Raw genomic sequence first — 15,722 nt, 5'->3', positions numbered from 1 at the left:
TCCAGCGTTCTGCCGCCCAGGTTTCGATGTTCCGTCGAATCTGGAAATCATGTTCTTCACGACTTCTGCCGATCTTTTCGCGACCGTGCGCTATGTGTGCCGCTGGCTCGCGCTTTCCGCGCTGCTCGGCACGCTGGCCGGTACGGCTTCCGCCGTGTTCCTGATCGCGCTCGACTGGGCGACCGGCACGCGCGTCGCGCATCCGTGGCTGCTGTGGGGGCTGCCGGCCGCCGGTTTCGCCACCGGCTGGATCTACCATCGCTTCGGCCAGTCGGTCGCGCGCGGCAACAACCTGCTGATCGACGAGATTCACGACCCGAAGGCGCTCGTGCCGAAGCGGATGGCGCCGCTCGTGCTCATCGCGACCGTCGTCACGCACCTGTTCGGCGGGTCGGCCGGCCGCGAGGGCACGGCCGTGCAGATGGGCGGCGCGCTCGCCGATCGCGTCACGCACCTGTTTCGTCTCGATCGCGAGCATCGCCGCGTGCTGCTGATGGGCGGCATCGCGGCCGGCTTCGCGTCGGTGTTCGGCACGCCGCTCGCAGGCGCCGTGTTCGGGCTCGAGGTGCTCGCGATCGGGCGCGTGCGATACGACGCGCTGCTGGCCTGCGTCGCGTCGGCGATCGTCGCGGACGCCGTGTGCCGTGCGTGGGGCGTCCATCACACGGCCTATGCGATTCCGTTCGTGCCGGCCGTATCGGCGACGGGGCTGGCCGTGACGGTCGTCGCGGGCATCGCGTTCGGCGTGGTCGGACGGCTGTTCGCGTTCGCGACGCATGCGCTGACCGCGTGGTTTCGCCGCGCGATCCGCCATGCGCCGCTGCAGCCGGTGCTCGGCGGCCTGCTGGTCGCCGTGGCCGCGATCGTGCTGAACGTGCCGCGGTATCTCGGCCTCGGCATCCCGACGATCGAGGCCGCGTTTCACGGCCCGCTGCCGCTTTACGATTTCGCGGGCAAGTTCGCGTTCACCGTCGTCACGCTTGCGTCGGGATTCAAGGGCGGCGAGGTGACGCCGCTGTTCTACATCGGCGCGACGCTCGGCAATGCGCTCGGCCAGGTGCTGGCGCTGCCGGTGCCGGTGCTCGCGGGGCTCGGCTTCGTCGCGGTGTTCGCGGGCGCGGCGAACACGCCGATCGCGTCGACGATCATGGCGATCGAATTGTTCGGCGCGGACATCGGCGTGTATGCGATCGTCGCCTGTGTCGTCGCGTATCTGTTCTCCGGCCCCGCGGGGATTTATCGCGCGCAGCGCGTGGCGGTGGGGAAGGGGGCGCGGGCGGAGGCGGAGTGAGGTGGGGGCCGCGGTCGATGTCGTTCGATCGCGGCGGTGCGATGCGATACCCGGGACGCTGAAAAGAGAGGCATCCAATGACGTCGGACGATTTTCTGAACGAAGCGAAGCGGCTTGCGAGGCCGTGCCGTCAGTACCGCTTCGCGGACGACGGCGAACCCGTCACCGGCTACTGGCATGGAGTTGATGCCGGCGCGTTGTGCATTTCCGTCGAGCGCGACGGCGTCTGGCTGAACGTATATCTCGACGATGGCGGCACGTCAGGCCGCGTGGAGACTTCCACGCAACCTGTCCGCTCCGCCCGCCCGCTGTGCCGATCCGACGCGATGTCGCTTCCATCGGTCGACGCGGTGTTCCGCTTCGGCTCCGCGGCGATCGGCGCGTACCTCGACGCACACGGCTGGCAGCGCGACTGGGGATTCAACGGTAACTTCAAGGGCGCGGCCGCGCACGACTACGAGCGCGAATGGATGGCGCAATGCCCGCTCTATACAGGCGGCGTGGTGGCCGTCGCGGGCGGATGGAACATGCCGTGGCCCGACGATGACTGGAATGAACTGATCGACCTCGAACTCGTTCTCTGGACGTTCGAGGAATCGGAACCGTGGGTCGAGGTGTTTTCCGATGGAAGCAGGTATTCGGTGATCCAGCGGATCACCTAGCTCACGTGTCGCTGCGATCACCGTGCACCAACACCGCCTTGGCGCCCTCGGCCGATTCGTACCGCATCGCCTCTTCGATTTGATCGAGGCGAAACATGTCGCCGATTTTCGTTCTGAACAACGGATCGTCAATCACCTGTTCCAGGTTGCCGAGCGCGCGGACAAGGTTGTCGGGTTCCTTCACCGTGCGGCTGTCGAAATTGCTGAACCGCTTCATCGTCAGATTTTTTGACATGAATAGGACGGAAGGAATCACGACCGGCGACGCAGCGCCCAGAAAGCCGTACACGTAAACCGTCGGGTTCGGCGGCAGCACCGGCAACACGTGACTGAGCAATTCGCCGCCGACGCCGTCAAAAACGGCTGTCGCGTTCAGTTCCGCCGCGAGCGAAGCAAGCTCGCGCGCGAATCCTTCTCGCGTGACGATCACGTGCTCAGCGCCGGCCGCGCGCAACGTGTCGCGCGCGGCGTCGCCACGAACCAGAAAGATCGCTTGCAGTTGTCTGTCGCGCACGAGCGCCGCGATCCCACGGCCTGTTGCCGAATTGCCAGCCGTCACGATGACACCCTTGTGCCCATCCCTTTCGGCTTCGTCGAGAAATGCGAAAGCCGTCATCGCGTTCACGAGCGAGCCGCAATAATCTCGCGCACAAACGTGCTCCGGCAAAATCAGGCACGTGCTGTAGGGCACGTGTGCGCGCTCGGACCACAAGCCGACGCTGCGCGGGCTTCGAGCCAGCGAGCGATAAATCGCCACCTGTTTGCCGAGGTATTTTTGCGGCACACCGTCGCCGACGGAGACGACTCTTCCGGCACCGGATGCGCCCCAGACAGCGTGTTCGCTCAACGGCAACGCAAGACCCGCCGCTGCCGGCCTTGTGAGGAACGTCTTGTCGCCGTGGTTGATGGCTGACGCATCCATGTCGATCAACACATGCTCGGGTGCGGCGTCGAGTGGCGTGGGAATGTCGCGCAGTTCGAGTTCGCGGTCGGGCGTCACACTGAGTGCTTTCATGGTCGGTCGTGTCGGTTGGCTGAACAACCGTGAATCTACGGCGATTTCGATATTGCCGAAACGGCGTGTTCCGACATACCATCAATTCCATTTTGGAATCGCCGGGAAGCCCGCTGATGGATCGTCTGGATGCAATTCGGCTGTTTGTCCGCCTTGTCGAATGCGGCAATTTCTCGGCCGTGGGGCGCGAACATGGAATAGGACAGCCTGCCGTCAGCAAGAAAATCGGTGCGCTCGAAACTCACCTTGGCGCGCAGCTTCTGATGCGCACGTCGCGCAAGGTCATCGTCACCGATGCGGGGCTCGCGTTCTACGAGTCAGCCAAGCAACTCATTGACGATTTTGACGTGCTCGAAGCGTCAGTGGGCGACCGTCAGCGCGCCCCCAAGGGCGTCGTCAGGGTCAACACGGCGCCGGCACACGGACGGCTGTGCATTACCCCGTTGTTGCCGGAATTCTTCAAGCGCTACCCGGACATAAGCGTCGAATTATCGGTTTCCGAGCGGCTGGTCGATCTGGTTGGCGATGGCGTCGATCTTGGCATCCGGCACGGGCAGTTGATGGATTCGTCACTCACCGCCAAAAAACTGACCGACGCGGATTTCCTGCTCGTCGCCAGTTCGGACTACGTTGCCGCACGTGGCGAGCCACAGCGACTTTCCGACCTCGATCGGCACGCGTGCGTGGTATTTTCGAAAGATCGCGAGCCGAAACCGTGGGCGTTCAAGGTCAAAAAGGAAACCGTCTCCTACGTGCCGCACGGCTCGCTGATGACGGGCGACGCCGAACACATCCGGGCGTCCGTTCTATGCGGCCTTGGCATTGCGCAAGCGCCGTCCTGGTTGTTCGAGGAAGACATTCGATCCGGCAAGGTTCGCGTCCTGCTGCCGCAGTTGCAGCCTGAACGCTTCCCCATCCATCTCGTGTACCCCGCAGGCCGACGCCTTCCGATGCGGGTCCGGGTGCTCGTCGAATTTCTGGTTGCGGCCTTCAAGAACGGCAAGCCTTGACTGGTCGGAGCGCCACGGACGAATAAGCCTGCGTTCCCACGCGACATACCGTGGCACGCAGGTCATCGACCTTTACTGCTTCGGCAGCCGCGCGACGTTGCGCGCCAGCAGTTCCTCGATATCGATGCCTTTTTCCGCCAGCAGCGCGGTGACGACGCCGTTCAATTCGCCGAGCGTTTCCTTGACCGATTCCCGGATCGTATCGACGACGACCTGGGTGCTGCGCTCGATCTCGATGTTGACCTTGTCGTTGACGCCCTTCGCATCGAACGTGGTCGCGCGGCGCGTTTCGGGAATCAGCCAGACGTCGAACCAGCCTTCGTCGCGATTGACGTCCGACACGGTGAGGCTGCAGCCGTTGATCGCGATGTAGCCCTTCGCGAACACATAGCGCTTGAATTCGGCCGGCACGCCGATGCGGATCATCCGGTTGTGCTCGGAAGACGCGATGTGCGCGATGGTCCCCGTGAAATCGACATGGCCGGACAGCGGATGCCCGCCGATCTCCGCGCCGTCCTTCGCGGCCCGCTCGACGTTGACGCGCGCGCCGGTCGGGAGGTCGGCCAGCGTCGTGATCCGCAGGCTCGGCAACATCACGTCGAAGTCGATCAGCTCCGGCGAATGGATGGTCGTCACCGTCAGGCAGACGCCGTCGACCGACACGCTCGCGCCGATCTCGATATCGTCGGTGAACCGCTCGGGGAATGCGATGCTGAAGGTCCTCAGCTCGCCGTGATCCTTGATGGCGTCGATGGTGCCGACGCCCTGAACAATGCCTGTAAACATGGTCTGCCTTTCGTCGCGAATTGCCTGGCCGACATGATAAGTGATCCCGGCGGCGAACACGCCGCGGCGCGCGGTCCGGCACCGCCGAGCCAACGCCGCGGACACGAAAAAAGGCCGTGCGCATGGCACGGCCTCGATCCGGAACCGATTGCCGCCGCGTGGCCCCGGCGGCGATGACCGCGCCGCCGGGCCAGGTCGCGACGCGCTTGCATCAAACCTCCGCCGGCTCTCCCAGCGGCCCGGCATTGCGATCCGCCGTGCATCGCGGCGAATCGGCGAGCCCCTTCGCCAGCTCCAGCGCCTGCCGTTCGAACAGCCGGCGATAGATGCCGCCGTCGATGCGGATCAGCGCGTCGTGGTTGCCTTCCTCGATCACCTTGCCGCGATCGAGCACCAGCAGCCGGTCGAGCGCGCGCACGGTCGACAGCCGGTGCGCGACGACGAGCGTCGTGCGGCCGACCATCAGCCGCTCCATCGCCTGCTGGATCAGCAGCTCGCTTTCGCTGTCGAGGCTCGACGTCGCTTCGTCGAGGATCAGGATCGGCGCATCCGCGAGGAACGCGCGCGCGATCGCGACGCGCTGGCGCTCGCCGCCCGACAGCTTGATCCCGCGTTCGCCGACGAGCGTGTCATAGCCGTCCGGCAGCGCGGCGATGAAGTCGTGCGCGCTGGCCAGGCGCGCGGCGCGCTCGATGTCGGCGCGGCTCGCGTCGGGGCGCGCATACGCGATGTTCTCCGCGAGCGTGCGGTGGAACAGCACGGGCTCCTGCTGGACGATCGCGATCTGGCTGCGCAGCGAATCCTGCCGCACCTGCGCGATGTCCTGGCCGTCGATCGTGATGCGGCCGCCCGATACGTCGTACAGGCGCTGGATCAGCTTGATGAACGTCGTCTTGCCCGATCCCGAATGGCCGACGAGGCCCACGCGTTCGCCGGGCGCGATCCGCATCGAGAAATCGTCGTACAGCGGCACCGGATGGTTGCCGTAGCGGAACGTCACGTGCTCGAAGCGGATCTCGCCTTGCCCGATCCGGATGGCCGGCGCGCCGGGGCGATCGTCGATGCCGAGCGGCTGGCGTTCGAGCGCGACGAGTTCTTCCATGTCGTTCACCGAGCGCTGCAGGTTGCGGATGTGCATGCCGACGTCGCGCAGGTAACCCTGCAGCATGAAGAACATCGTCAGCGCGAACGCGATGTCGCCGACGCTCGCCTCGTCGTTCATCCACAGCCGCAGGGCGACGCCGATCATCGCGGCCTGCATCGCGACGAGCATCGCGCCCTGCAACCCGCCGTTGAACGTGCCGCGCACCCACGTGCGGCGCGTGCGCTGCCGCCACTTGCCGATCACGCGTGCGAGCCGCGCTTCCTCGCGCGTTTCCGCGCCGAACGCCTTGACCACCGCGTTGCAGCTCACCGCATCGGCGAGCGCGCCGCCCATGCGCGTGTCCCACAGGTTGCCGAGCCGGGCGGCCGGCGCGACGATGCCGAGCGACACCGCGACCGTCACCGCGATGTACAGCAGCGACCCCGCGCCGACGACGAGCCCCATCACGGGCCAGTGCGTGCCGAGCAGCACGGTCGCGCCGACCAGCATCGCGACCGACGGCAGCAGCGCGATCAGCACGGTGTCGTTGAGCAGGTCGAGCGCCCAGATGCCGCGCGTGATCTTGCGCACGGTCGAGCCCGCGAAGCTGTTCGCATGCCAGTCGGTCGAGAAGCGCTGCACGCGGTGGAACGACGCGGCGGCGATCTCGCTCATCATCTTCAGCGTGAGCGTGATGATGTTCAGGTAGACGCCCTGGCGCAGCACCGTCGCGCCGATGCCGAGCGCGGCGAGCGTGCCGAACGCGACGAGGGCCGAATGCCACGCGGCGGCGCGGTCGGTCAGGCTGCTCGACAGCGCGTCGACGAGGCGGCCGGCGAACAGCGGCGTGAGGACGTCGGCGAGCGCGGCGAGCAGCGCGAGGCTCGCGACCGCGGCGATGCGCGCCGGCTGCTTGCGCCAGTAACGGATGGTGAAGCCGAAGACGGCCTGGAATGCATGGCCGCCCAGATGGGAGGTTTTTCTGGTCATGTATCGTTGCCCGGCGCGTCGCGCGACGGGACTTTCCGGTTCGGAGAACGTCGAAAACGCAACAGCCGGGCCGCGCGAAACACGCGGGCGAAACGAAACGGGCTGTCGGGAAAAGCGCGGCTGACGGGTCAGCGGAAAACTCGGGAGCCGGCGCGGACGGCGGGCTGGATCAGCTGCGCCGCGAGACCACGTTCGGGAAGGCTGCTGGCATTCGGAACATCTGCACCTCCCTGAAGTGAACGGTTGAAAGGACGCCGAAAAGACGTGCAGCGATTTTATCAGGAGTGTCGCGCGCGCCGCAATGTCTGACGAATGCGGCGTTGCAGCGTCGATACGGTTAGTATTCAGGGTTTTGGCCCCTTTTCGCGTACGTTGCGCGATGGCGGGCACGGGCCGCGGCGGACGCATCGATTACACTTCGGCGTCCGCGGCGCGCGACGACGCGCGCCCGCCCGGATCCACTCCGAACCCTTCCCGAGGAAACGATGAGCGACGTTCAGCAAGGCATCCTGGCTCCGATCGATACGGCAGCGCGATACCTCACTTTCACGATGTCGAATGACGGCAATATCGCCGCGGCGCTGGCCGCGCTGCGCGAGATCGTCGACGGACGCGACACGGTCGTCGGCTTCGGGCACGCGCTGGCTGCCTATCTCGGACATCCGGTGCCGGGCCTGACCGACTATCCGGCGTTCGCGGTGAACGACCGGACGCTGCCGGCGACGCCGGCCGACGTGTGGGTCTGGCTGCGCTCGGACGACCGCGGCGAGATCGTGCTGCGCGCACGGGCGATCGAACGCGCGCTCGCGCCGGCGTTCGCGCTGCAGGACGCCGTCGACGGCTTCCGCTATTCGAACGATCGCGACCTGTCCGGCTACGAGGACGGCACCGAGAACCCGGAAGGCGACGACGCGATCGCCGCGGCGATCGTGACGGGGCAGGGCGCGGGGCTCGACGGTTCGAGCTTCGTCGCGGTGCAGCAGTGGGTGCACGATTTCGACCAGATGGAGCGCATTCCGTCGGGTGAGATGGATCACATCATCGGGCGCCGCCGTTCGGACAACGAGGAACTCGACGACGCGCCCGAATTCGCGCACGTGAAGCGCACCGCGCAAGAGAGCTTCGAGCCCGAGGCGTTCATGCTGCGCCGTTCGTCGCCGTGGTCGGACGCGCGCCGCGCGGGCCTCTATTTCGTCGCGTTCGGCTGCTCGTTCCGCGCGTTCGACGTGCAGATGCGCCGGATGAGCGGCGCGGAAGACGGGATCGTCGACGGCCTGTTCCGCTTCACGCGGCCGCTGACGGGCGCGTATTTCTGGTGCCCGCCGATGAAGGACGGCAAGCTGGACCTGTCCGCGCTCGGACTGTAAGCGGCGGGCGGGATCGACGAACGGGCGGGTCGCGCCGGATGCGCGGCCCGCCCGTTTCGTTTTTCAGGCGGCCGGCCATACGGCCTGCCGCGTGCGTCAGTTCAACGTCGTGTCGATCCGCGTGCCGCGCTTGATGAACTGCGTGACCGGCGTCTTCTCGCAGATTTCCGCGAGACGCTGGCGTTGCGCGTCGTCGAGCGGGCCGTCGAGCGTCACGACGCGGCGCACGTACTGCACGCCGTCGCGATCGGCATGCAGCTCGGTGCGCACCGTGATGCGCGCGGCCGGCCACGTCTTGCGCTGCATGTACATGCGCAGCGTCGCGGCCGTGCATTGCGCGAGCCCGGCCAGCACGAACTCGTATGGCGCCGGCCCGCGATCCCGGCCGCCTTCGCGCGGCGCTTCGTCGCCGGTCAGCGCATGCGTGCCGGCCTGCAGCTGGACGACGTAGTCGGGCGCGTCGGCATCGAGGACGGCGGCGGCGTGGATGAGGGACATGGCAAATCTCCGGTAGCGGATCGAGGAAAGAGGGCGCCGTGTAGCGGCGCGCAGCCGCCAGCATACCGTCGCGCTCGCGTGGGCGCGTGCCGCGCCGCTACGTGTCGGCGATACCGGCGCTGCTGCGCACGAGCGCGGCGATGCGTTCGCGCACCCACCGATGCGCGCGGTCGGTGTCGCGCGATTCGTGCCAGTACGCGAGCAGCGGGAACGGCTTGAGCCGCAGCGGCAGCGGCCGCACGGCGATCGGCAGCAGCGCGGCCATGCGCCGCGCATAGGTGTGCGGCAGCGTGACGAGCAGATGGCCGGCCGCGGCGATCTGGCAGGCGGCGAAATAGTGCTGGCAGGTGAGCCGGATGTCGCGCAAGCGCCCGTCGTTGCCGAGCAGGACGTCGAGCGATTGCGGCGCGCCGAGCGACGACACGGCGATATGCTGCGCCGCGAAATAGTCGCCGCGTCGCAGCGGGTCGCGCGCCAGCGGATGATCGCGGCGCATCGCGACGACGAGCGAATCGTCGAGCAGGTGTTCGGTGGCGATGCGCGCGCCGGTCGGCACGCGGCGATCGACGACGAGATCGAGGTTGCCCGACGCCAGTTCGCGTTCGATGTCGGGCACCGCGATGCGGCGGCTGACGAGCCGCAAGCCCGGCGCTTCGTCGGCGAACGCGGCGACGATGCGCGGCAATGCGATGGATTCGAGCACGTCGCGAATGCCGACCGCGATGCTCAGGTCGAGCGTCGCGGGATCGAAGGCGGACGGATCGCGCGCGGTGCCTTGCAGGCCCTTCAGGTGCCGCTGCACGTCCGCGATGATCGACCGCGTGCGCTCGGTCGGCACGACGCGATTGCCCTGGCGCACGAACAGCGGATCGTCGAAATGCGCACGCAGCCGGTTGAGCGCATGCGTGACGGCCGGTTGCGTCAGATGCAGCGCGCGGGCGGCCGCGCCGATGCCGCCATGCACGTAGACGGCGTCGAGCACGCGAAACAGGTTCAGGTCGAGACGGTGATCGGCGGGCACGGAGCGCGGGCGGCGTGGTGAAGGACGGATCGATTCTAAAGGATGCGCAGGCAACGGATGGGCGGCTCGGCATACGCGCCGATCGTGCGCGTTCGATGCGTGTCGACGCCGTTCGCGCCGATACGCGAGCGGCCGCTCGACCGCTGCGCGACGCCATCGAACACGCACGTCGTCACGCATGACGGCCGCGATGGTCGGCCGTATCGTATGCGCGATTCCGTGCCGGCTTACCGGCGGCGCACGGCAGCCTGTAGTAATCCGCCATCATGCTGTCCCCGTCGGCCATTTAGCGCCAAAGGCACTACCCGTTCGGCTAAGATGCCGTCGCTTCATATTTCGGGATAGCCGTCCTGTCGCACGCATTCAAACCAAATATAAGCCTGACAGTTCGACGGTATTAGAAGAAGTCGAACAAGTCGGGGGCTTGGCCAGTGAATGCAGCAGATCAGCGGTGGGTCGTTATCTATTTGAGTACGGGGTTTTCGTTGGCCCAGGCCGCGCGTCTCGGCGAAGCCTTCAACCTGGCGAATCGCCTGCATGGGTACGGCGCGGATTATCAGCTCAAGTACGTATCCGAAAGCGGGGGACTGTTGCAGTCGTCGTCCGGCGTGAGAATCGCGGCCGATCCGCTCGGCGACGAACACAGCCGCCGTGCGCTCGCGTTCTTTCATCTTCATGGCGACCGGGCGGCCGTCAATTGGGACGACGCATTGCAACGGCGCCTGACCGACATTCGCCGGCATGCGCGCTGGATCGTCGACGCGATGGATCTGCCCGCGCTCGCCGCGACGCGGCGGCCGTCGTCGTCGATCGACGGGCGGCCGGGCCGGGCGGGGCGCCGGGCCGCCACGACGATCGAATCGCGGGTCGGCGAAACCGACGTGTTTGCCGCCGCGCTCGACATGTTCCGCGCCGACCTCGGCGACAGCGCCGCGCAGGAGATCGCCAGCAACATGATGCGGCCGGTCGAGCAGCGCTATGTGCAGTCGATGTGGGCGTTCCGCGAACTGAGCGCGAGCCCGTCGATCCGGATGTCCGCGCAGCGGCTGCGCGCGCAGAGCGTGAACCGCGTCTCGATCGCGAACGCCGCGCAGGCGGCCGCGATGAGCGAGCGCAATTTCCTGCGGCGCTTCAAGAAGGAAATCGGCGTGACGCCGACCGAGTTCGTCCAGCACGTGCGGCTCGAACGTGCGTGCCACATGCTGATCCATACGACGCTGCCGGCCGACAAGGTCGCGCGGCGCACCGGGTTCGGCAGCGGCGAGCGGCTCGCGAAGCTGTTTCGCCAGCGCCTGTTGATGTCGCCGACCGAATTCCGCGTCGCCGAGCGGGAAAAGATCCTCGCGCACGGCGCGGCGTCGCCCGGTTCGGACGACGGTCGCGCCGCCGCGTGTTGCGACCACGACGGCGACGGCGACGGGGCGGGTTGCGACGCATGCGCGGCCGAGCGCGGGAAAACGGGCCGGATACCCGTAGAATCGTCGTGTCGCGATCTCGATTCCCGGTTTCCATGCCCTTTCTCCCCACTACCGCCACCGCCCCTTTCTGCCCGTCGGAAGTAAAGGGCAGCATCACGATCGACGCCGCCGCGCCGCGCTGGCGCAAGCTCAGGCGTTTTTTCGGCCCCGGCCTGCTGGTCGCGATCGGCTACATGGATCCCGGCAACTGGGCGACCGATATCCAGGCCGGCTCGCAGTTCGGCTATGCGTTGCTGTGGGTCGTCGCGTTCTCGAGCCTCGCGGCGATCTTCCTGCAGATGCTCGCGGCTCGGCTCGGCCTCGTCGCGGGCAAGGATCTCGCGCAAGCCAGCTACGACCGCTACGGGCGCGTCGGCCGCGTCGTGCAGTGGATCACCGCCGAAGTGTCGATCATCGCGTGCGACATCGCGGAAGTGCTCGGCTGCGCGCTCGCGTTCAAGCTGCTGCTCGGCGTGCCGCTCGCGTGGGGCGTCGTGCTGACCGCGCTCGACACGGTGATCGTGCTCGGCCTGCAGGGCAAGGGGTTCCGGCAGATCGAGGCGATCGTGCTCGGGCTGATCGCGACGATGGCGTTCTGCTTCGTCGCGCAGGTGGCGATCACGCCGCCCGACTGGCATGCGGTGGTCGGCGGGCTCGTGCCGGGCGATCCCGGCCACGACCGCAAGGACGCGATCGTGCTCGCGCTCGGCATCGTCGGCGCGACGATCATGCCGCACAACCTGTATCTGCATTCGTCGGTCGTGCAGACGCGGCACGTCGTCGGCGGCGCGCGCGGCGTGATCCGCGACACGCTCGCGCTCGTGCGCATCGATACCTGCGTGTCGCTGTTCGTCGCGATGCTCGTCAATGCGGCGATCCTCGTCGTCGCGGGTGCGGCATTTCATGCGACCGGCCAGCACAACGTGACCGACATCGAGCAGGCGTACCGGCTGATCACGCCGATCGCGGGCGGCGCGGCCGCGCTGTTGTTCGGCATCGCGCTGCTCGCGTCGGGGCAGAGCTCGACGCTCACCGGCACGATCGCCGGCCAGGTCATCATGGATGGCTTCCTGCATACGAAGATCCCGTGCTACCAGCGCCGGCTGATCACGCGCGGGCTCGCGCTCGTGCCGGCGCTGATCGGCGTGCTGTGGCTCGGCGACGGCTCGGTCGGGCAACTGCTCGTATGGAGCCAGGTGCTGCTGAGCCTGCAGTTGCCGTTCGCGATGTGGCCGCTGATCCGCTCGGTCAGCGACCGCGGCACGATGGGCGAGCATGCGATCGGCCGCGGGATGCAGGTGGCCGCATGGGCGCTGTTCGCCGTGATCACCGGCACGAACCTGCTGTTGATTACCGGTGTCGCGGGCTGATACAGCCTGTCACAGGCTGACACAGGTGCGCTGCGCGCTTGCGGTAAACTGCGGCCTTTCGATCGTCCCCGAAGTTCGTCATGTGGAGTGAAATCAGCAACATCGGCGATGCCGCGCTGACCTTGCCGATCGCGCTGACCTGCGCGGCATGGCTCGCGCTGACCGACTGGCGTCTCGCCGCCCGCTGGGGCGTGCTGCTGGCCGCCGGCATGGGCGTCGTCGGCGCCACGAAAATCCTCTATGCGGGATGCGGCATCGAGCTGCCGCAATTCGATTTCCGCGTGATCAGCGGCCATACGATGCTGTCGACGTCGGTGTGGACGGTCGCGCTGTCGATGCTGTGGCAGGCGTTCCGGCCGGGCAAGGCGCCCGGCATCGCGGCCGGGCTGGCCGTCGGCGCGGTCACGGCCGTCGCGCGCGTGTTCGATCATTCGCACACCGTGCCGGAAGTCGTCGTAGGCTGGATGCTCGGCGCGCTGGTCGCGCTGGTGTTCCTGCGCGGCTACGACGGCGCGCGGCAGCGTGCGTTTTCGCCGCGCGTCGCGGCGGTGTGCCTGCTGCTCGTGTCGGGCATCGCGTACGGGCACCGTGCGCCGTTCCAGCGGATGATCGACACGCACTCGCCGCAGCTCTGCGCGTTCGTGCGCGCGCCGTCGGGCGACGGGTTCTGACGGTCGCCGACGGCGGGCGCTCCGGCGCCGCCTGCTTGGCGCGTTCTCGCCGCCGGCGTTCGTCCGGCGTTTTCCCGCGCATGGCACGATGCCGCGCCGGCTCGTCTTCCCGATTGCATTCTTCTCCGTGCGCAACGCAACGCCCGTCTCCCGTCGATCGGCTGGCCGATGCAATCCATCCGAGCGGCCGCACCGGGCGGTTCGCGCACGGGCGCCGGTACGTGCAAGTCATGAACGACGCCTATGACCGGGCATAACGAAGATTCATTTCATCGATCGGCAGCATTCGCGTACGCTGGCTGTCGTTTCATCGCGGGCAAGCTGCGCGGCCGGTCCGGCGTGCGTCGCGGCCATCTCGATATACTCGCGGGAACCGTGCGTTGCGGCGCCGTGTCGGCGCACCGGCGACCGGCCCAGGTCGGCTGGACCATGCACGCAAACCCCGTCGCGGCAGCGTTGCGCGACGACGATTCACGACAGGAGCAGGTCACATGACAATCGTTTCTCCGCGCCTCGCCGGCAAGTGCGCATACATCACGGGCGTCGCGGGCGGCCTCGGCCGTGCGATCGCGCGCCGGATGGTCGAGCAGGGTGCGCGCGTGTTCCTGACCGACATCGCGGAAGCGGCGGTGCTCGATGCGTTCGCGCAGGAACTCAATGCGGGCCGTACGACGCCGGTCGCGTTCTCCGCGACCCAGGACGTGCGCGACGAAGCGCGCTGGCAGGCGCTGCTCGCGCAGGCGACCGACGCGATGGGCGGGCTGTCGGTGCTCGTCAACAACGCGGGCGTCGGCTCGATCGGTTCGCCCGCGCAAATCGAGCTGGACGAATGGCGGCGCGTGATGGCGATCAATGTCGAGAGCATCGTGCTCGGCTGCAAGCATGCGCTGTCGTACCTGGCCGAGAGCCATCCCGCGTCGATCGTCAACATCTCGTCGGTCGCGGCGTTCAAGGTCGAGCCGGACTTCACCGCGTACAACGCGTCGAAGGCGGCGGTCGCGTCGCTGACGAAGTCGGTCGCGATCGATTGCGCGCGCCGCGAGATCGACGTGCGCTGCAATTCGATTCACCCGGCGTTCATCCGCACGGGGATCGTCGAGCCGCTGTTCCAGTCGCTCGGCGAACGCGACGCGACGCGCAAGCTCGCGCGCGGCATTCCGCTGCGCCGGCTCGGCGAGCCGGACGACGTCGCGCACGCGGCCGTGTATCTCGCATCCGACGAGAGCCGCTTCGTGACGGCCGCCGAACTCGTGATCGACGGCGGCATGTGCGCGGTCTGACACGCATCCCGAACCACGACGATTGGAGGAGAACATCATGTCGACAACCGTGAACCGCCAGCTGCTGCTGAAGACGCGCCCCGAAGGGCGGGTCGGCCGCGAACACTTCTCGCTCGTCGAGACGCCGGTGCCGGCGCTTGCCGACGGCGAGGTGCTCGTGCGCGTGCTGTATCTGTCGATGGACCCGACCAACCGCGTGTGGATGAGCGACGTGCCGCAGTACCTGCCGCCCGTCGCGATCGGCGAGGTGATGCGCGCGCTCGGTATCGGCCGCGTGGTCGCGTCGCGCCATGCGGGTTTCGCGGAAGGCGAGCTCGTGCAGGGGCTCGTCGGCTGGCAGGACTATGCGGTCGTGCCGGCCGAGCAGGCCGCGCAGCTCGTGAAGCTGCCCGCGCAGTCCGGCCTGCCGCTGCCGACGCTGCTCGGCGCGTGCGGGATGAGCGGGCTGACCGCGTACTACGGGCTGACCGACATCGCGCCGGTGCAGCCGGGCGAAACGCTCGTCGTGTCGGCGGCGGCCGGCTCGGTCGGCTCGATCGCCGGGCAGATCGGCAAGATTCACGGCGCACGGGTGGTCGGCATCGCGGGCGGCGCGGACAAGTGCCGCTACCTGACCGAGACGCTCGGCTTCGACGCGGCCGTCGACTACAAGGCCGACGATTTCCGCCAGCAACTGAAGGCGGCGACGCCGGACGGCGTGCACGTGAACTTCGAGAACGTCGGCGGCGAGGTGATGCGCGCGGTGCTGTCGCGGATGGTGATCGGCGGGCGCGTCGCGCTGTGCGGCGTGATCTCGAACTACAACAGCGGCCGCGCGGCCGACGACGTCGGCGTGCTGATCTCGAAGCGGCTGACGATGCGCGGCTTCCTGATCCTCGATTACCGCAAGAGCCGCGAAGCCGTGCAGACGCTCGCGGGCTGGCTGCGCGACGGCCGGCTCAAGGCCGAGGAAACCGTGGCCGACGGTCTCGAAAACGCGCCCGACGTGCTGAACCGCCTGTTCGACGGCGACCATCGCGGCAAGCTCGTGCTGCGCGTCGATCCGAACGCGTGACGGGCGTGCGACTTCGGTCGCATCGGGCCGCGGGGCCGTGTCGACTACGCTGAGTTCGATCGATTCGGCTTCAGTTTCGGACTTGCCCCATATATTGTCCGGGCCGCTCTCCTTACAGTAATTGCCAGCACACGGGCGGCGTGACCGATGCGTCACGCCGCCCGTT

At 67.5% G+C, this 15,722-nt stretch carries 14 protein-coding genes; 9 read left to right on the top strand and 5 right to left on the bottom strand.

The window, feature by feature from the left end; translation table 11 throughout:
* Nucleotides 1-49 precede the first annotated feature (49 nt).
* Together WT53_RS23345 and WT53_RS23340 are read left to right on the top strand one after the other, a co-directional pair.
* Complete coding sequence (locus WT53_RS23345; protein ID WP_034205304.1) at nucleotides 50-1,291, top strand: voltage-gated chloride channel family protein; 1,242 nt, start codon at nucleotides 50-52, stop codon at nucleotides 1,289-1,291.
* A gap of 77 nt (nucleotides 1,292-1,368) precedes the next feature.
* Entirely contained in the window at nucleotides 1,369-1,953 is a 585-nt protein-coding gene (locus WT53_RS23340; RefSeq protein WP_034205303.1) for a hypothetical protein, read from the top strand.
* A 1-nt stretch (nucleotide 1,954) separates the two neighbouring features.
* Here the strand turns inward: WT53_RS23340 and WT53_RS23335 are convergent, their stop codons facing one another.
* A complete protein-coding gene (locus tag WT53_RS23335; protein ID WP_060261759.1) occupies nucleotides 1,955-2,968 on the bottom strand; it encodes an alcohol dehydrogenase catalytic domain-containing protein in 1,014 nt (337 codons plus the stop codon).
* 116 nt (nucleotides 2,969-3,084) lie between these two features.
* Here WT53_RS23335 and WT53_RS23330 point away from each other — a divergent pair, with 116 nt between their 5' ends.
* On the top strand, nucleotides 3,085-3,978 hold the full coding sequence (locus WT53_RS23330) for a LysR family transcriptional regulator (RefSeq protein WP_060261756.1): 894 nt from the start codon (nucleotides 3,085-3,087) through the stop codon (nucleotides 3,976-3,978).
* A gap of 72 nt (nucleotides 3,979-4,050) precedes the next feature.
* On the opposite strand, the gene WT53_RS23325 is transcribed toward WT53_RS23330, so the two are convergent.
* Together WT53_RS23325 and WT53_RS23320 are read right to left on the bottom strand one after the other, a co-directional pair.
* The gene (locus WT53_RS23325; protein WP_060261753.1) at nucleotides 4,051-4,764 is read right to left on the bottom strand and encodes a riboflavin synthase; all 714 of its coding nucleotides are present in this window, start codon (nucleotides 4,762-4,764) and stop codon (nucleotides 4,051-4,053) included.
* 211 nt (nucleotides 4,765-4,975) lie between these two features.
* Nucleotides 4,976-6,838 (bottom strand): ABC transporter ATP-binding protein, encoded by a 1,863-nt coding sequence (locus tag WT53_RS23320; protein WP_060261749.1) that lies wholly within the window; start codon nucleotides 6,836-6,838, stop codon nucleotides 4,976-4,978.
* Nucleotides 6,839-7,323: 485 nt separating this feature from the next.
* On the opposite strand from WT53_RS23320, the gene WT53_RS23315 reads away from it, so the two are divergent.
* Nucleotides 7,324-8,205: a Dyp-type peroxidase gene (locus WT53_RS23315; RefSeq protein WP_060261744.1), complete on the top strand. Its 882-nt coding sequence runs from the start codon at nucleotides 7,324-7,326 to the stop codon at nucleotides 8,203-8,205.
* A 96-nt stretch (nucleotides 8,206-8,301) separates the two neighbouring features.
* Here the strand turns inward: WT53_RS23315 and WT53_RS23310 are convergent, their stop codons facing one another.
* Both WT53_RS23310 and WT53_RS23305 read right to left on the bottom strand, forming a co-directional pair.
* Complete coding sequence (locus tag WT53_RS23310) at nucleotides 8,302-8,703, bottom strand: OsmC family protein (protein ID WP_060261741.1); 402 nt, start codon at nucleotides 8,701-8,703, stop codon at nucleotides 8,302-8,304.
* A gap of 97 nt (nucleotides 8,704-8,800) precedes the next feature.
* Entirely contained in the window at nucleotides 8,801-9,724 is a 924-nt protein-coding gene (locus WT53_RS23305; RefSeq protein WP_059784168.1) for a LysR family transcriptional regulator, read from the bottom strand.
* A 485-nt stretch (nucleotides 9,725-10,209) separates the two neighbouring features.
* Between WT53_RS23305 and WT53_RS23300 the strand changes: the two genes are divergently transcribed.
* From WT53_RS23300 to WT53_RS23280, 5 genes are all read left to right on the top strand, one after another.
* Nucleotides 10,210-11,286, top strand: coding sequence for a helix-turn-helix domain-containing protein (locus WT53_RS23300; protein ID WP_060261736.1), 1,077 nt, complete (start codon nucleotides 10,210-10,212; stop codon nucleotides 11,284-11,286).
* Nucleotides 11,235-12,551: an Nramp family divalent metal transporter gene (locus WT53_RS23295; protein WP_059784164.1), complete on the top strand. Its 1,317-nt coding sequence runs from the start codon at nucleotides 11,235-11,237 to the stop codon at nucleotides 12,549-12,551. Before WT53_RS23300 ends, WT53_RS23295 begins: the two co-directional genes overlap by 52 nt.
* 80 nt (nucleotides 12,552-12,631) lie before the next feature.
* Entirely contained in the window at nucleotides 12,632-13,222 is a 591-nt protein-coding gene (locus WT53_RS23290; protein ID WP_059825401.1) for a phosphatase PAP2 family protein, read from the top strand.
* 491 nt (nucleotides 13,223-13,713) lie between these two features.
* Entirely contained in the window at nucleotides 13,714-14,502 is a 789-nt protein-coding gene (locus tag WT53_RS23285) for an SDR family oxidoreductase (protein WP_060261733.1), read from the top strand.
* Nucleotides 14,503-14,539: 37 nt separating this feature from the next.
* Nucleotides 14,540-15,556, top strand: coding sequence for an NADP-dependent oxidoreductase (locus WT53_RS23280; protein ID WP_059825655.1), 1,017 nt, complete (start codon nucleotides 14,540-14,542; stop codon nucleotides 15,554-15,556).
* Nucleotides 15,557-15,722 lie beyond the last annotated feature (166 nt).

It is taken from the genome of Burkholderia sp. MSMB2157WGS (assembly GCF_001532755.1).
Classification (GTDB): domain Bacteria; phylum Pseudomonadota; class Gammaproteobacteria; order Burkholderiales; family Burkholderiaceae; genus Burkholderia.
The sequence above is the reverse complement of the archived record's forward strand: the minus strand, read 5'-3'. Positions and strand labels throughout refer to the sequence as shown.

Excerpts from the sequence above, each read along its gene's own strand:
- WT53_RS23325 (WP_060261753.1), bottom strand. The coding sequence starts at position 4,764 with ATGTTTACAGGCATTGTTCAGGGCGTCGGCACCATCGACGCCATCAAG.
- WT53_RS23285 (WP_060261733.1), top strand. The coding sequence starts at position 13,714 with ATGACAATCGTTTCTCCGCGCCTCGCCGGCAAGTGCGCATACATCACG.
- WT53_RS23280 (WP_059825655.1), top strand. The coding sequence starts at position 14,540 with ATGTCGACAACCGTGAACCGCCAGCTGCTGCTGAAGACGCGCCCCGAA.
- WT53_RS23340 (WP_034205303.1), top strand. The coding sequence starts at position 1,369 with ATGACGTCGGACGATTTTCTGAACGAAGCGAAGCGGCTTGCGAGGCCG.
- WT53_RS23295 (WP_059784164.1), top strand. The coding sequence starts at position 11,235 with ATGCCCTTTCTCCCCACTACCGCCACCGCCCCTTTCTGCCCGTCGGAA.
- WT53_RS23290 (WP_059825401.1), top strand. The coding sequence starts at position 12,632 with ATGTGGAGTGAAATCAGCAACATCGGCGATGCCGCGCTGACCTTGCCG.
- WT53_RS23315 (WP_060261744.1), top strand. The coding sequence starts at position 7,324 with ATGAGCGACGTTCAGCAAGGCATCCTGGCTCCGATCGATACGGCAGCG.
- WT53_RS23345 (WP_034205304.1), top strand. The coding sequence starts at position 50 with ATGTTCTTCACGACTTCTGCCGATCTTTTCGCGACCGTGCGCTATGTG.
- WT53_RS23335 (WP_060261759.1), bottom strand. The coding sequence starts at position 2,968 with ATGAAAGCACTCAGTGTGACGCCCGACCGCGAACTCGAACTGCGCGAC.
- WT53_RS23320 (WP_060261749.1), bottom strand. The coding sequence starts at position 6,838 with ATGACCAGAAAAACCTCCCATCTGGGCGGCCATGCATTCCAGGCCGTC.
- WT53_RS23330 (WP_060261756.1), top strand. The coding sequence starts at position 3,085 with ATGGATCGTCTGGATGCAATTCGGCTGTTTGTCCGCCTTGTCGAATGC.
- WT53_RS23310 (WP_060261741.1), bottom strand. The coding sequence starts at position 8,703 with ATGTCCCTCATCCACGCCGCCGCCGTCCTCGATGCCGACGCGCCCGAC.